At 68.9% G+C, this 13,326-nt stretch carries 12 protein-coding genes and 1 tRNA gene; 10 read left to right on the top strand and 3 right to left on the bottom strand.

The window, feature by feature from the left end; all coding sequences use genetic code 11:
- Positions 1–218 precede the first annotated feature (218 nt).
- The 7 genes from GUY60_RS23400 to GUY60_RS23370 all read left to right on the top strand — a co-directional run bounded on the left by GUY60_RS23400 (position 219) and on the right by GUY60_RS23370 (position 5,822).
- Positions 219–1,079: a hypothetical protein gene (locus GUY60_RS23400; RefSeq protein ID WP_161700987.1), complete on the top strand. Its 861-nt coding sequence runs from the start codon at positions 219–221 to the stop codon at positions 1,077–1,079.
- A gap of 14 nt (positions 1,080–1,093) precedes the next feature.
- Positions 1,094–1,170, top strand: a tRNA-Gln gene (locus GUY60_RS23395).
- Between the two features lie 124 nt (positions 1,171–1,294).
- The gene (gene glmU / locus GUY60_RS23390) at positions 1,295–2,746 is read left to right on the top strand and encodes a bifunctional UDP-N-acetylglucosamine diphosphorylase/glucosamine-1-phosphate N-acetyltransferase GlmU (RefSeq protein ID WP_161700985.1); all 1,452 of its coding nucleotides are present in this window, start codon (positions 1,295–1,297) and stop codon (positions 2,744–2,746) included.
- Between the two features lie 101 nt (positions 2,747–2,847).
- The gene (locus GUY60_RS23385) at positions 2,848–3,822 is read left to right on the top strand and encodes a ribose-phosphate diphosphokinase (RefSeq protein ID WP_161700983.1); all 975 of its coding nucleotides are present in this window, start codon (positions 2,848–2,850) and stop codon (positions 3,820–3,822) included.
- Between the two features lie 173 nt (positions 3,823–3,995).
- On the top strand, positions 3,996–4,580 hold the full coding sequence (locus GUY60_RS23380; RefSeq protein ID WP_161700981.1) for a 50S ribosomal protein L25/general stress protein Ctc: 585 nt from the start codon (positions 3,996–3,998) through the stop codon (positions 4,578–4,580).
- Positions 4,581–4,692: 112 nt separating this feature from the next.
- Positions 4,693–5,289 (top strand): aminoacyl-tRNA hydrolase, encoded by a 597-nt coding sequence (pth, locus tag GUY60_RS23375; RefSeq protein ID WP_161700979.1) that lies wholly within the window; start codon positions 4,693–4,695, stop codon positions 5,287–5,289.
- A gap of 56 nt (positions 5,290–5,345) precedes the next feature.
- Positions 5,346–5,822 carry a hypothetical protein gene (locus GUY60_RS23370; RefSeq protein ID WP_161700977.1) on the top strand — a complete coding sequence of 159 codons (477 nt, stop codon included), beginning with the start codon at positions 5,346–5,348 and terminating at the stop codon, positions 5,820–5,822.
- Positions 5,823–5,917: 95 nt separating this feature from the next.
- On the opposite strand, the gene ppc is transcribed toward GUY60_RS23370, so the two are convergent.
- A complete protein-coding gene (ppc, locus tag GUY60_RS23365) occupies positions 5,918–8,650 on the bottom strand; it encodes a phosphoenolpyruvate carboxylase (protein ID WP_161700975.1) in 2,733 nt (910 codons plus the stop codon).
- 328 nt (positions 8,651–8,978) lie between these two features.
- Between ppc and GUY60_RS23360 the strand changes: the two genes are divergently transcribed.
- Positions 8,979–9,983, top strand: coding sequence for an acyl-CoA desaturase (locus GUY60_RS23360; protein ID WP_161700973.1), 1,005 nt, complete (start codon positions 8,979–8,981; stop codon positions 9,981–9,983).
- 64 nt (positions 9,984–10,047) lie between these two features.
- Positions 10,048–10,701 carry a TetR/AcrR family transcriptional regulator gene (locus GUY60_RS23355; protein WP_161700971.1) on the top strand — a complete coding sequence of 218 codons (654 nt, stop codon included), beginning with the start codon at positions 10,048–10,050 and terminating at the stop codon, positions 10,699–10,701.
- 173 nt (positions 10,702–10,874) lie between these two features.
- Here GUY60_RS23355 and GUY60_RS23350 read toward each other — a convergent pair whose 3' ends face one another.
- The gene (locus GUY60_RS23350) at positions 10,875–11,699 is read right to left on the bottom strand and encodes a trans-aconitate 2-methyltransferase (RefSeq protein ID WP_161700969.1); all 825 of its coding nucleotides are present in this window, start codon (positions 11,697–11,699) and stop codon (positions 10,875–10,877) included.
- Between the two features lie 131 nt (positions 11,700–11,830).
- Between GUY60_RS23350 and tamR the strand changes: the two genes are divergently transcribed.
- Entirely contained in the window at positions 11,831–12,328 is a 498-nt protein-coding gene (tamR, locus tag GUY60_RS23345; RefSeq protein WP_161700967.1) for a MarR family transcriptional regulator TamR, read from the top strand.
- Here tamR and GUY60_RS23340 read toward each other — a convergent pair.
- Positions 12,287–13,105, bottom strand: coding sequence for a LuxR C-terminal-related transcriptional regulator (locus GUY60_RS23340; protein ID WP_161700965.1), 819 nt, complete (start codon positions 13,103–13,105; stop codon positions 12,287–12,289). The genes tamR and GUY60_RS23340 overlap by 42 nt on opposite strands.
- Between the last annotated feature and the right edge of the window lie 221 nt (positions 13,106–13,326).

Below are 13,326 nucleotides of genomic sequence, written 5' to 3'. Positions count from 1 at the left end.
CACCACCACGGCCCCCCGGCCGTCCCCTGGTGCTCTACCCCCGTCGTGGTCATGCCCTCCAGCGTACGGGCGCGCACCGACGCCCATCCGGACAGTTCCGGTACGGGCTCTGACAGATCGCCCCTTCGAACGGAAGCGAAACCAGCCGGTATCACCCGAACTACTGAATCGACCAAACTTTCGACCCGGACGTCCGCATTCCGGACAAGACTTGCCGCATGCCAGAGATCACGAGCAGTAGCTCCGACTTCGACACCCTCCGACAACAGGCCATCGCCCTACGCCGGGCAGGCCACAGCCGCCGCCGGATCCGCGACGAACTGAAGATCCACAACAACGACCTCCTCAACCTGCTGCTCCAGGACGAGCCGCCCCCGACATGGACGAAGCGCCCCAACGCAAAAGACGACCTACGAGACCGCGCCCGCGAACTCCGCCTCCAGGGCTGGACGTACGACCGGATCCAGCTGGAGCTGGGCTGCTCGAAGAGTTCGATATCGCTGTGGGTGCGGGATCTGCCGAAGCCGGAGCCGCGCTACACACCCGAGGAGCAGCAGGCCCTCATGCACGCGGGCCTCGCACGCTTGCGTAGCGCACAGGACGAGGAACGCGAGCGCATCCGACATGCGGCGCACCAGGAGACCAGTGAGCTCTCCGACCGCGAGCTGTTCCTGGTCGGGGTAGCGCTCTACTGGGCAGAGGGCAGCAAGAGCAAGCCGCACGCCCGCCGCGAGCGCGTGACCTTCGTCAACAGTGACCCTGGCGTCATCGAGACCTTCGCGGCCTGGCTGGACCTGCTGGGAGTCGCCCCGGAGCACCGGCGCTACCGCCTCCTGATACACGAGTCCGCCGACCTTCCCGGAGCTCACCAGTACTGGGCGGATGTGCTCGGCGTGGACGTCGACGTGTTCAGCCGGCCGACCCTGAAGCGGCACAACCCGAAGACCGTCCGCAAGAACACCGGCGACGACTACCACGGCTGTCTCGTCGTCTCGGTCAACCAGAGCGCCCAGCTGTATCTGCGTGTTGAAGGGTGGTGGGGCGGAATCGCTTCCCACGCACGCAGCCGCCTCAGGTAAGGTCTCAAGGGCCGTCCCCCGTGGTGTAACCAGGCAGCACACGGTCTTTTGGTGGCCGCAGGTCAAGGTTCGAATCCTTGCGGGGGAGCCACAGCACGCAAGGGCTTAGTTCGGGTCCTGACCGCCAAGGTCAGGACCCGTCCTCATTTCCGGCCCACAACGCCCCGGTATCCTGCGGATGTCCACCCCGCACACCAAAGCCGAAGGGCATTCCCGTGAGCGCCACACCCCCGGCCGCCGTTGTCGTACTCGCAGCGGGTGAGGGCACCCGCATGAAGTCCAAGACCCCGAAGGTGCTGCACGCGATCTGCGGGCGCTCCCTCGTCGGTCATGTGGTCGCCGCCGCGCAGGAGTTGGAGCCGGAGCGGCTCGTCGTGGTCGTCGGGCACGCCCGTGAGCAGGTCGTCACGCATCTCGCCGAGTCCGACCCGGCGATCCGTACGGCCGTGCAGGAGGAGCAGAACGGCACCGGGCACGCGGTGCGGATGGGCCTCGAGGAGCTGGCCGGGGAGCGGGCCGTCGAGGGCACCGTGATCGTGGTGTGCGGTGACACCCCGCTGCTGACCGGTGAGACCCTGCGGGCGCTCGCGGCGACGCATGGCGCGGACGGTAACGCGGTGACGGTGCTGACGGCGGAGGTGCCGGACGCGACCGGGTACGGCCGGATCGTGCGGGATGCCGCGGGTGCGGTGACGGCGATCGTGGAGCACAAGGACGCGGACGCGGCGCAGCGTGCGATCCGGGAGATCAATTCCGGTGTGTTCGCGTTCGACGGTGGGCTGTTGGCGGATGCGCTGGGCAAGGTGCGTACGGACAACAGTCAGGGTGAGGAGTACCTCACGGATGTGCTGGGGATTCTGCGGGCGGCGGGGCACCGGGTGGGTGCGTCGGTGGCTGGGGATCACCGGGAGATCGCGGGGATCAACAACCGGGTGCAGTTGGCCGAGGCGCGGCGGACCCTCAACGACCGGCTTCTTGAGCGGGCGATGCTGGCCGGTGTGACGGTGGTGGATCCGGCGTCGACGTTGGTGGATGTGTCGGTGACGTTCGAGCCGGACGCAGTGGTGCATCCCGGTACGCAGTTGCTCGGTGCCACGCATGTGGGTGCGGAGGCCGAGGTGGGGCCGAACACGCGTCTGACGGACACGGTGGTCGGTGCGGGTGCGCGGGTGGACAACTCGGTGGCGGACAGTGCCGAGGTGGGCGAGGGGGCTCTGGTGGGTCCGTACGCGTATCTGCGGCCGGGGACGCGGCTTGGTGCGAAGGCGAAGGCCGGCACGTATGTGGAGATGAAGAACGCGTCGATCGGTGCGGGGACGAAGGTGCCGCATCTGTCGTATGTGGGGGACGCGACGATCGGTGAGTACTCCAACATCGGTGCGGCGAGTGTGTTCGTGAACTACGACGGTCAGGACAAGCACCACACGACGATCGGCTCTCATTGCCGTACGGGCTCGGACAACATGTTTGTGGCGCCTGTCACGGTGGGGGACGGTGCGTACACCGCTGCGGGGTCTGTGATCACGAAGGATGTGCCGCCCGGTTCGTTGGCGGTCGCCCGTGGCCAGCAGCGGAATATCGAGGGTTGGGTGGCTCGGAAGCGTCCGGGGAGCGCGGCTGCGCGGGCGGCTCAGGCTGCTGCTTCGGAGGCGGAAGGCGAAAGCTGACCGGAAACAGGTGCGTCTGAGGCGGCGTACCGTGATAGCTGCACACCATTCGGCTGGCTCGTATTCAGGGCTGCGATGAACACGTCTGAGGAGACTGTGCTGTGAGCGGGATCAAGACGACCGGCGAGAAGAAGTTGATGCTCTTCTCCGGCCGCGCCCACCCCGAGCTGGCCGAGGAGGTCGCCCACCACTTGGGCATCGGCGTCGTTCCTACCAAGGCGTTCGACTTCGCCAACGGCGAGATCTACGTGCGGTACCAGGAGTCGGCACGTGGCGCGGACTGCTTCCTGATCCAGAGCCACACGGCTCCGATCAATAAGTGGATCATGGAACAGCTGATCATGATCGATGCGTTGAAGCGGGCGTCCGCTCGGAGCATCACGGTGATCGTGCCGTTCTACGGTTACGCGCGGCAGGACAAGAAGCACCGTGGACGTGAACCGATCTCGGCCAAGCTGGTCGCTGATCTGATGAAGACGGCGGGTGCGGACCGGATCGTGACGGTCGACCTGCACACGGACCAGATCGTGGGCTTCTTCGACGGTCCGGTGGACCACCTGTTCGCGCTGCCGATCCTGGCGGACTACGTGGGTGCGAAGGTCGACCGGGACAAGCTGACGGTGGTCTCGCCGGACGCCGGCCGGGTGCGGGTGGCGGACCGTTGGTGTGACCGTCTGGGTGCGCCGCTCGCGATCGTGCACAAGCGGCGTGACAAGGACATCGCGAACCAGGTGACGGTGCACGAGGTCGTGGGTGATGTCGAGGGCCGGGTCTGTGTCCTGGTGGACGACATGATCGACACCGGTGGCACGATCTGTGCCGCGGCGGACGCGCTGTTCGCGCATGGTGCGGAGGACGTCATCGTGACGGCGACGCACGGTGTGCTTTCGGGTCCGGCTGCGGACCGGCTGAAGAACTCGAAGGTGAGCGAGTTCGTGTTCACGAACACGCTGCCGACGCCGAGTGAGTTGGAGCTCGACAAGATCACGGTGCTTTCGATCGCGCCGACGATCGCGCGGGCGCTGCGCGAGGTGTTCGAGGACGGCTCCGTGACCAGCCTGTTCGAGGAGCAGTAGGCGGTCTCGTAGATCGATTTCTGGTGCGGCCTTCCTGCCGAGTAAACTGTCGAAGTTGCTCGGCGAGGGAGGCCGCACTTTTCTGTGCGGTGTCCGTTATCGACGCGCTCTTCGTAGCAGGCCGTAGGTGGCCGGGTGACCTGTCCGTTTCTCACCTTTACGAGGAGTTGAGCATGTCCGAGGTCAAGATCTCCGCTGAGGCCCGCACCGAGTTCGGCAAGGGTGCCGCCCGCCGTCTGCGTCGCGCCGACAAGCTGCCCGCCGTTGTCTACGGTCACGGTGAGGCTCCGGTGCACGTCTCGCTTCCGCACCACGCCACGCTGATGGCGCTGAAGACCCCGAACGTCCTGATCAACCTGGACATCGACGGCAAGAGCCAGCTGGTCATCCCCAAGGCGATCCAGCGTGACGTGCTGCGTCAGGGCATCCTCGAGCACGTCGACCTGCTGCTCGTGAAGCGCGGCGAGAAGGTCCAGGTCGAGATCTACGTGAACACCGAGGGCGAGCTCGCCCCGGGTGGCAACCTGCTCGAGCACGTGCTGAACACGCTGCCGGTCGAGGCCGAGGCCACGCACATCCCCGAGTCCGTGACGGTCTCCATCGCGGGTCTGGACGCCGGTGCGCAGGTTCTGGCCAAGGACGTTCCGCTGCCCGCCGGTACGACGCTGGCCGTGGACGAGGACGCTGTCGTCCTGCAGGTCCTGGCCGCGCAGGCCGAGGAGGCCGAGGAGGCCGGCGACGAGTCCGCCGAGGCCTGATCGTTCGCTGTCCCGGTGCCGGGTACCGTCGTGCTGCGACGGTGCCCGGCATCGTGGCGTTTCTGGGCCCGCGCTTTTCCGCGGGGAGAGTTTTGATGGGGAGAGCTACGTCATGACGACCGACGCGAACGCGCCCTGGCTGATCGCCGGGCTCGGCAATCCGGGTCCTGGTTATGCCGACAACCGGCACAATGTCGGCTTCATGGTGGCCGATCTGCTTGCGCACCGGATGGGTGCGGGCTTCAAGCGGCACGGGAAGGCGCAGGCGCAGGTCGTCGAGGGCCGGGTGGGTCCGCCGGGGCCGGGGAGCCGTCGGGTGGTGCTCGCGAAGCCGTTGTCGTACATGAATCTGTCGGGTGGGCCGGTGACGGCGCTGCGGGATTTCTACAAGGTGCCGACGGCCAACATCGTTGCGGTGCATGACGAGTTGGACATCGATTTCGGTGTGCTGCGGTTGAAGCTCGGTGGTGGGGACAACGGGCACAACGGGCTGAAGTCGATGACGAAGGCGATGGGCGCGGAGTATCACCGGGTGCGGTTCGGGATCGGGCGGCCGCCGGGGCGGATGCAGGTCGCGGATTTTGTGCTGAAGGACTTTTCGGGGGCGGAGCGCAAGGAGCTCGACTATTTCGTGGACCGGGCCGCCGATGCGGTGGAGGCGCTGGTCATCGAGGGTCTTGAGCGGGCGCAGAGTACGTACAACTCGTGAGTCGGGTGGTTGCTCGCGCTTGACCGGGGGCTCTTTCTTGGCCAAGGATCGCGGCCATGTCTGCCGCTACTGCCCAGCCGGGTCTTCTGCTTTTCGGTCGGCGTGCCGGGTCCGTCCTGCTCGCGTTGCTGCTGCTTGTCGCGGGGGTGTGGACCTCCTGGCAGACGGCGCAGCACGTGATGCTGTCCGAGGAGCGGGAGCAGGGCACGATGTCGGTGGCCCGGTGTGCGGAGGAGACGTGTACGGGGCCGTTCGTGCCGGCGGGGCGTGGGGCTGAGCCGCGGGACCGGGTGGTGATCGACAAGTCGATCGGTGAGCGCAAGGGCGTGAAGGTGCCGGTGGCGGTGAAGCCCGGTACGGACGAGGTGGTGCGGACCGGGGGGCCTGGTTTTCTGCACGCGTGGGTGCCGTTGGGGGGCGCGTTGGTGCTTGCGGGTGTGGTGATCGGGGGCGGGTTGCGGCAGCCGCGGACTGCTTGGGGTGTGGGGTTGACGGGGGCCGCGCTGTTGGTGGCGTCGTTCGCGACGTTGTGAGGCGCGTGCCCGTACTGCTGGATGCGTGAACGCCCGTGCCGGGCAACGCGGTTGGTCGCGTTGCCCGGCACGGGCGTTTCTGTGGGCGGGGCGGGTCAGCCGGTGTTGCGGAGGCCCGCGGCGACGCCGTTGACGGTGAGGAGCAGGGCGCGGGCGAGCAGCGGGTCGGGTTCGGCGCCGGAGGCGGCGGCGTCGCGCTGGCGCTTGAGGAGGGTGACCTGGAGGTAGGAGATCGGGTCGAGGTAGGCGTCGCGGATGTCGAAGGTCTGCTGGAGCACCGGGTTGCTGTCGAGGAGCTTGGTGCCGCCGGTGATGCGCAGGACTTCTTGGACGGTGCGGGCGTGTTCGGTCTCGATGGTCTCGAAGACGTGCTTGAGCTCGTCGGGCACGAGGGTGTCGACGTAGTGCCGGGCGATCCGCAGGTCGGTCTTGGCGAGGGTCATCTCGACGTTGGAGAGGAAGTTGCGGAAGAAGTGCCAGTGCTCGTGCATCTCGTCGAGGACGGTGTCGAGTCCGGCTTCGCGCAGGGCCTTCAGGCCTGATCCGACGCCGAACCAGCCGGGGACGATCTGCCGGGACTGGGTCCAGCCGAACACCCACGGGATGGCGCGGAGTCCGTCGAGCGAGACGCCCGAGCCGGGGCGGCGGGAGGGCCGCGAGCCCAGGTGCAGGTCGGCGAGCTGGTCCACGGGTGTGGAGGCGAGGAAGTACGTGGGCAGGTCGGGGTCTTCGACGAGCTTGCGGTACGCGGCGTGCGCGGCGTTGGAGACGGTGTCCATGGCCGCGTCCCAGCGGGCGAGGGCCTCGTCGGACTGTCGGGGCGAGGTGTGCAGGGCGGAGGCCTGCAGGGTCGCGGCGACGGTCAGTTCGAGGTTCTCGCGGGCGAGGGACGGTACGAGGTACTTGTCGGAGATGACCTCGCCCTGTTCGGTGACCTTGATCTCGCCTTCGAGGGTGCCCCAGGGCTGGGCGAGGATCGCGTCGTGCGAGGGGCCGCCGCCGCGGCCGACGGTGCCGCCGCGGCCGTGGAAGAGGCGCAGTCGTACGCCGTACCGGTGGGCGACGTCGCGCAGGCGGCGCTGGGCGCGGTGGATCTCCCACTGGGAGGTGGTGATGCCGCCGAACTTGGAGGAGTCGGAGTATCCGAGCATGACCTCCTGGACGTCGCCGCGGAGCGAGACGAGGCGGCGGTACGAGGGGTCGGCGAGCATTTCGTCGAGGATGACGTCGGCTGCGCGGAGCTCGTCGGTGGTCTCCAGGAGCGGCACGATGCCGATCTTGGCCCAGCCGGCGTGCAGGTCGACGAGTCCGGCCTCGCGGGCGAGGACGGCGGCGGCGAACACGTCGTCGGCGCCCTGGCACATGGAGATGATGTACGACTCGATGACTTCGGGGCCGAAGACCGCGAGGGCCTTCTTGACGGTCTCGAAGACGCCGAGGGTCTTCTCGCCCGCGGCGTCGAGGGGCGCGGGCCGGCCGGCGAGCGGGCGGCGGGAGCGGAGCTCCTTGGCGAGGAGCTTCTGCCGGTAGTCGCGCGGCATGTCGGCGTAGCGCCAGGACTCCTCGCCGAGGCGGTCGAAAAGCTGGCCGAGGGCGTGGTGGTGGGCGTCGGCGTGTTCGCGTACGTCCATGGTGGCGAGCTGCAGGCCGAACGCGGCGAGGGTGCGGATGGTGCGGTCCATGCGGCCGTCGGCGAAGAGGCCGCCGCGGTGTTCGCGCAGGGAGGTCTGGATGAGGGTGAGGTCGGCGAGGAGCTCGGCGGTGCCGAGGTAGTCGCGGCCGGTCTCGTGCGGGGTGCCCTTGGCGAGGCGCTCGCGGGTGTTGACGAGCTTCTGCCGGATGCAGGTGGCCTTGAGCCGGTAGGGCTCCTCGGAGTTGAGGCGCTTGTAGCGGGGGCTGATCTCCGGGAGGCGTTCCAGGTCGGCCTGGAGGGAGTCGCGGAGTTCGTCGGTGGCGCCCGCGTACCGGATGGAGTTGGAGAGCAGTCCGCGCAGGTGGTCGACGAGTTCGAGGGCGTCGGTGATGCCGTGTTCGTGCTGGAGGATCAGCACGTCCCAGGTGACCTGCGGGGTGACGTTGGGGTTGCCGTCGCGGTCGCCGCCGATCCAGGTGCCGAAGGTGAGGGGGCGGGTGCCGGCGGGCAGTTCGACGCCGACGCGCTCCAGCTCGGCGGTGAGGTCCTCGAGGACGTCGCCGACGGCGCCGGTGTGCAGCTCGTCGAGGTAGTAGATGGCGTTGCGGGCCTCGTCGGCGGGCTCGGGGCGGACCACGCGGAGCTCGTCGGTCTGCCAGACCAGGTCGATGTTCTCGGCGAGGCGCAGGTCGAGGCGGCGGCGGTCGGCGGCGGAGCGCGGGGCTTCGAGGAGCTCGGCGATGCGGCGCAGCTTGTTGAGGACGGAGCGGCGGGCGGCCTCGGTGGGGTGGGCGGTGAAGACGGGCCGCACGTTGAGGTGGGCGACGGTCTCCCGCAGGTGCTCCGGGTCGGCGTCCTTGAGGAGGTCGGCGGTGCGGGAGAGGGTGCCGCCCTCGGCGTCGCGGCGGGCGGCGAGCTCGCGGCCGCGGTGCACCTGCTCGGTGACGTTGGCGAGGTGGAAGTAGGTGGAGAAGGCGCGTACCAGCTTGGCGGCGGTCTCCAGCTCGGTGTCGCCGAGGAGCTGGGCGGCGGCCTCGCCGTTCTCCCTGGTCAGGGCGCGGACCTGCTCGACGAGGTCGAGGAGTTCGTGGCCTTCCTGGCGTACCAGGGTTTCACCGAGGAGGTCTCCGAGGCGACGGATGTCGGCGCGGAGTTCGGCGCTTGTGCTCGTGTTCTGGTGGTCTGCACTGCTCACAGGTGCGGCTCCTTGCAGTGTTGAGCTCGTATCTGGAGGAAACTGAGGAAAACTCCGTAATTCGGGGGATCCGAGCTGGAATACCCGATTCCGGGGAAGACTCAGAGCGGACCACGCTGTCCGACGCCACCCAGGATAGGTCGCGATCCGCCGGGGCCTGTCGGTGGCCACTTGTGGCCTGGGCGAGCGCTGCCATACTTACGTCGCCGTAGGTTACGCACCCGTAGGAACCGCGCGGGAGATCCGCGCCAGACCGGCAGAAGGAACTGCAGGAATTCCCGTGACCTCGCGTAATCGCCGTACACCCTCTACCCCACAGGGGACGCCCATGACCACGAGCTCCGAAGTGATCGACGACGCCCCGCAGGCGAACCCTCCACAGTCGGAGGGGGGTGATTCCGGACCAATGCCCTCCGCCACACTCGGCGGTGAGCAGAAGCGGTCGCTCGAACAGATCACTCTGCTCCTCTTCATCACCGTGCCGTTCCTGGCCCTGCTCGCCGCGGTGCCGCTGGCGTGGGGCTGGGGGGTGAGCTGGGTGGACCTGGGGCTGCTCGTCTTCATGTACTTCCTGGGCTGCCACGGCATCACGATCGGTTTCCACCGGTATTTCACGCACGGTTCGTTCAAGGCGAAGCGGCCGCTGCGGATCGCGCTGGCGATCATGGGGTCGATGGCGGTCGAGGGGCCGCTGGTGCGCTGGGTGGCGGATCACCGTAAGCACCACAAGTTCTCCGACGCGGACGGCGACCCGCATTCGCCGTGGCGGTTCGGCGAGACCGTTCCGGCGCTGATGAAGGGCCTGTGGTGGGCGCACATCGGCTGGATGTTCGACGAGGAGCAGACGCCGCAGGAGAAGTACGCGCCGGACCTGATCAGAGACCCGGCGATCCGTCGGGTGTCCCGGATGTTCCTCTTCTGGACGATCATTTCTCTTGCGATCCCGCCGCTGGTGGGCGGCCTGGTGACGATGTCGTGGTGGGGCGCGTTCACGGCGTTCTTCTGGGGCTCGCTTGTCCGGGTGGCGCTGCTGCACCACGTGACGTGGTCGATCAACTCGATCTGTCACGCGGTGGGCAAGCGACCGTTCAAGTCCCGCGACCGTTCCGGCAACGTGTGGTGGCTGGCGGTGCTGTCCTGCGGTGAGTCCTGGCACAACCTGCACCACGCCGACCCGACCTCGGCGCGGCACGGTGTGATGAAGGGGCAGGTGGACTCGTCGGCGCGGCTGATCCGCTGGTTCGAGCAGCTCGGCTGGGCGCATGACGTGCGCTGGCCGTCGGCGTCGCGCATCGAGTCCCGGCGCAAGCCGCAGGCGGCGGACGCGGCATGATTGATGCGTGGCGACCGAATCGAAATCCTCGAAACCATCCGGTTCCTCCAACCCCTCCGCTTCCTTGACCACCCCGCCCAGCGGCGAGAAGCCGCGACGTACCCGCCGGACCCGGATGACGGGCGCCGAGCGGCGCCAGCAGCTGCTCGACATCGGTCGCACGCTGTTCGCGCAGAAGGGCTTCGAGGGCACGTCGGTGGAGGAGATCGCGGCGAAGGCCGGGGTGTCCAAGCCGGTGGTGTACGAGCACTTCGGTGGCAAGGAGGGTCTGTACGCGGTGGTGGTGGACCGTGAGATGCAGCGGCTGCTCGACATGGTGACGAGTTCGCTGACGGCCGGGCATCCGCGGGAGCTGTGCGAGCAGGCGGCGTTCGCGCTGCTCGACTACATCGAGGAGTACACGGACGGTTTCCGCATCCTGGTGCGGGATTCGCCGGTGGCGCAGTCGACGGGTTCGTTCGCCTCGCTGATCTCCGACATCGCTACGCAGGTCGAGGACATCCTCGGCCTCGAGTTCAAGAACCGCGGCTTCGACCAGAAGCTGGCGCCGCTGTACGCGCAGGCGCTGGTGGGCAGCGTCGCGCTGACCGGCCAGTGGTGGCTGGATGTGCGCAAGCCCAAGAAGGCGGAGGTGGCGGCGCATCTGGTGAATCTGGCGTGGCACGGGCTGGACGGCCTGGAGCAGAAGCCGCGCCTGATAGGGCACCGGAAGAACTGAGCGGTACGGCCGCGGTGGTTCGCCGTCGCCCCTGACCGGTTGTCGCGCCGTGCGGTGCGTGACGGGTCGGTCGGGGCGGCGGCGTTCGCCGTTCCGGCGGGCTGCTCGTCCGGCGTCGGCCCCGCCTTCATGGGGGTGGCGGGGCGTCGGTCCGGCGTCGCGGCCGAAAGGTGTCAGCCCTTCTTGTGGGCGAGGGCGAAGATCCGGCGGAACGGGAACACGGTGCCGTGCGGGCCCGGCGGGTAGGCCTTGCGCAGCAGGTCGCGGTATTCGGCGAGGAATTCCGCGGCCGCGTCCGGATCGTCGGCGAGCTCCGTGAGGACGGGGCGCAGGGCGGTGCCCTTGACCCAGTCGAGCACGGGGTCCTCACCGGCGAGGAGCTGGGAGTACGTGGTCTCCCAGGCGTCCACCTCGCAGCCGAGGTCGGTGAGCCGGGTCAGGTACTCGGAGGCGTCCAGTATGTGTACGAAGCGGCGGCCGTGGTCGCCGAGCCGGTCACGCCACTGCGGGGTGTCGCAGAGTTCGCCGAGCAGCGCGTGGCTGGGTGAGGTGAAGTTGCCGGGGACCTGGATGGCGAGGGTGCCGCCGGGGCGCAGCGCGTCGATCCAGCGGGGGAAGGACTCGGGGTGGTTGGGCACCCACTGCAGGGCGGCGTTGGAGACGATCAGGTCGTAGGTGTCGTCGGGGTCCCAGTGCGCGGCGTCGGCCGGCTGGAAGTCGAGCTGTCCGCCGCCGGGTGTCGGACCGGCGTACTCGGCGGCCCTCGCGAGCATCTCCGGGGAACTGTCGTAGCCGGTGATGTGGGCGGTGGGCCAGCGGTCGGCGAGCAGCGCCGTGACGTTGCCGGGGCCGCAGCCCAGGTCGGCGATGCGCGGCCCGACCCCTGGAGCCGCGGTGGGCAACTCCGGTATCTGCGCGAGCAGATCGAGAAAGGGGCGGGTCCGGTGGCTGGAGTGGTGGAGGTACTGTTGCGGATCCCAGGTTGGTGCGGAATGCATGTTCGAGCTCCCTGCCAGGTACGCGGTGCATTTCCGGAAGGCACTTGCTTCGCGACGATGCCCACAGCGAAGCCAGAATATCTCTCGACGTCAAGAGACTTCACATCGAGGGACCCACTACACTGATCGCCATGGAGGACGAGGTCGATCGGCTGGTCGCGGCGTGGCGCAGAGAACGCCCCGACCTCGACGTGGAACCGCTTGAGGTACTGAGCAGGGTGAGCAGACTCGCCCGCCACCTCGACCGGGCCCGTCGGCTCGCCTTCTCCGAGCACAACCTGGAGCCGTGGGAGTTCGACGTGCTCACCTCGCTGCGCCGGGCCGGTGCTCCGTACCAGCTCTCGCCGGGGCAGTTGCTCACACAGACCCTGGTCACCTCCGGCACGATGACCAACCGCATCGACAGGCTCGCGAAGAAGGGCCTGGTGGAGCGGCTGCCGGACCCCAGCGACCGGCGCGGTGTGCTGGTCCGCCTCACCCCAGAGGGACGCGACCGCGCCGACCAGGCGCTCGCCGGACTGCTCGAGCAGGAGCGCGCCATCCTCGCGGAACTCTCGCGTACGCAGCGGGGTGAACTGGCGGGTCTGCTACGCCAGTTGACCGCCCCGTTCGACAACATCCCCGGCTAGTCCCGGCTCCGGCCCCGGCTCGGCCGGGCTGATCCCCGCGCGCCGGGCCAGGGCGACGGCGGCGAGCGTGGAGTGCACTCCGAGCTTCCCCAGGACGTTCTGCATGTGGGTCCGGACGGTGTGCGGTGACAGAAAGAGGCGCTCCGCTACCGCTTTGCGCCCCAGGCCCGCCACCATGCAGCGCAGCACCTCCCGTTCGCGCGGGGTGAGGGACTCGACGAGCCGCTCGCTCTCGGTGCGGTGCTTACGGGCCGCGGTGAGTTCTCTGAGGACGCCGGTGAGCAGGGCGGGCGGCAGATGCGTCTCGTCCCGCAGGACTCCGCGTACGACATTGAGCAGCCGGGACAGCGAGCAGTCCTTGGCGACCCAGCCGGAGGCGCCGGCCTGCAGGGCGAGGGCCGCGCGGCGCGGGTCGTCCTTCTCGGCGAGCACGACGGTACGCACCTCGGCTCGGCCCGAACGCACGCCCGCCACCAGGGAGATGCCGTCGACCGGGCCGTCGTCGCCGCTGTCGGGGAGTCCGCGCGCGGGCGGTACGGTGTGCGCCCCCGCGTGCACTCCTGCGTGCGCTCCGGGTGCGGCGCATCCGAGGTCCGCGTCGACGAGGAGCACGTCGAACCCGCGGCCTTCGGCCATCGCCCGGTCCAGGCAGCGCAGGGCCGCGGGGCCGCTGCCCGCGGCGGTCACGTCCACGTCGGGCTCGGCCGCGAGGGCGGCCGCGAGTGACTCGGCGAAGATGCGGTGGTCGTCGACGACCAGGACACGGATCCGGACCACGTGGTACCCCCAGGCTCGATTTCCGGGGAGCAATGGTCCCCGGATCCCCGGTGGGAGACGGAATGCTGACTTCGGCGCGGGTACGGCGCCCGGGTGCGGGTGGCACGGCCGCCGCCGTGCTCTGACTGCTACCCCCACTCCGGGCGTCGTACCCGGCTGTCTCGCCCCCTGAACGGCACCGGCCCCCACCGGTACTGGGCATCAGCGTACGGGTGGGGGTG

Origin of the sequence: Streptomyces boluensis (assembly GCF_009908195.1) — a bacterium.
Taxonomy (GTDB): Bacteria; Actinomycetota; Actinomycetes; order Streptomycetales; family Streptomycetaceae; genus Streptomyces; species Streptomyces boluensis.
Note: the sequence above shows the minus strand (reverse complement) of the source record. Positions and strands in the feature narration are given on the sequence as shown.

What these genes read in the sequence shown, in the direction of transcription:
- GUY60_RS23400 (WP_161700987.1), top strand. Translation starts at nt 219, where the DNA reads ATGCCAGAGATCACGAGCAGTAGCTCCGACTTCGACACCCTCCGACAA.
- GUY60_RS23380 (WP_161700981.1), top strand. Translation starts at nt 3,996, where the DNA reads ATGTCCGAGGTCAAGATCTCCGCTGAGGCCCGCACCGAGTTCGGCAAG.
- pth (WP_161700979.1), top strand. Translation starts at nt 4,693, where the DNA reads ATGACGACCGACGCGAACGCGCCCTGGCTGATCGCCGGGCTCGGCAAT.
- GUY60_RS23370 (WP_161700977.1), top strand. Translation starts at nt 5,346, where the DNA reads ATGTCTGCCGCTACTGCCCAGCCGGGTCTTCTGCTTTTCGGTCGGCGT.
- GUY60_RS23360 (WP_161700973.1), top strand. Translation starts at nt 8,979, where the DNA reads ATGACCACGAGCTCCGAAGTGATCGACGACGCCCCGCAGGCGAACCCT.
- GUY60_RS23350 (WP_161700969.1), bottom strand. Translation starts at nt 11,699, where the DNA reads ATGCATTCCGCACCAACCTGGGATCCGCAACAGTACCTCCACCACTCC.
- tamR (WP_161700967.1), top strand. Translation starts at nt 11,831, where the DNA reads ATGGAGGACGAGGTCGATCGGCTGGTCGCGGCGTGGCGCAGAGAACGC.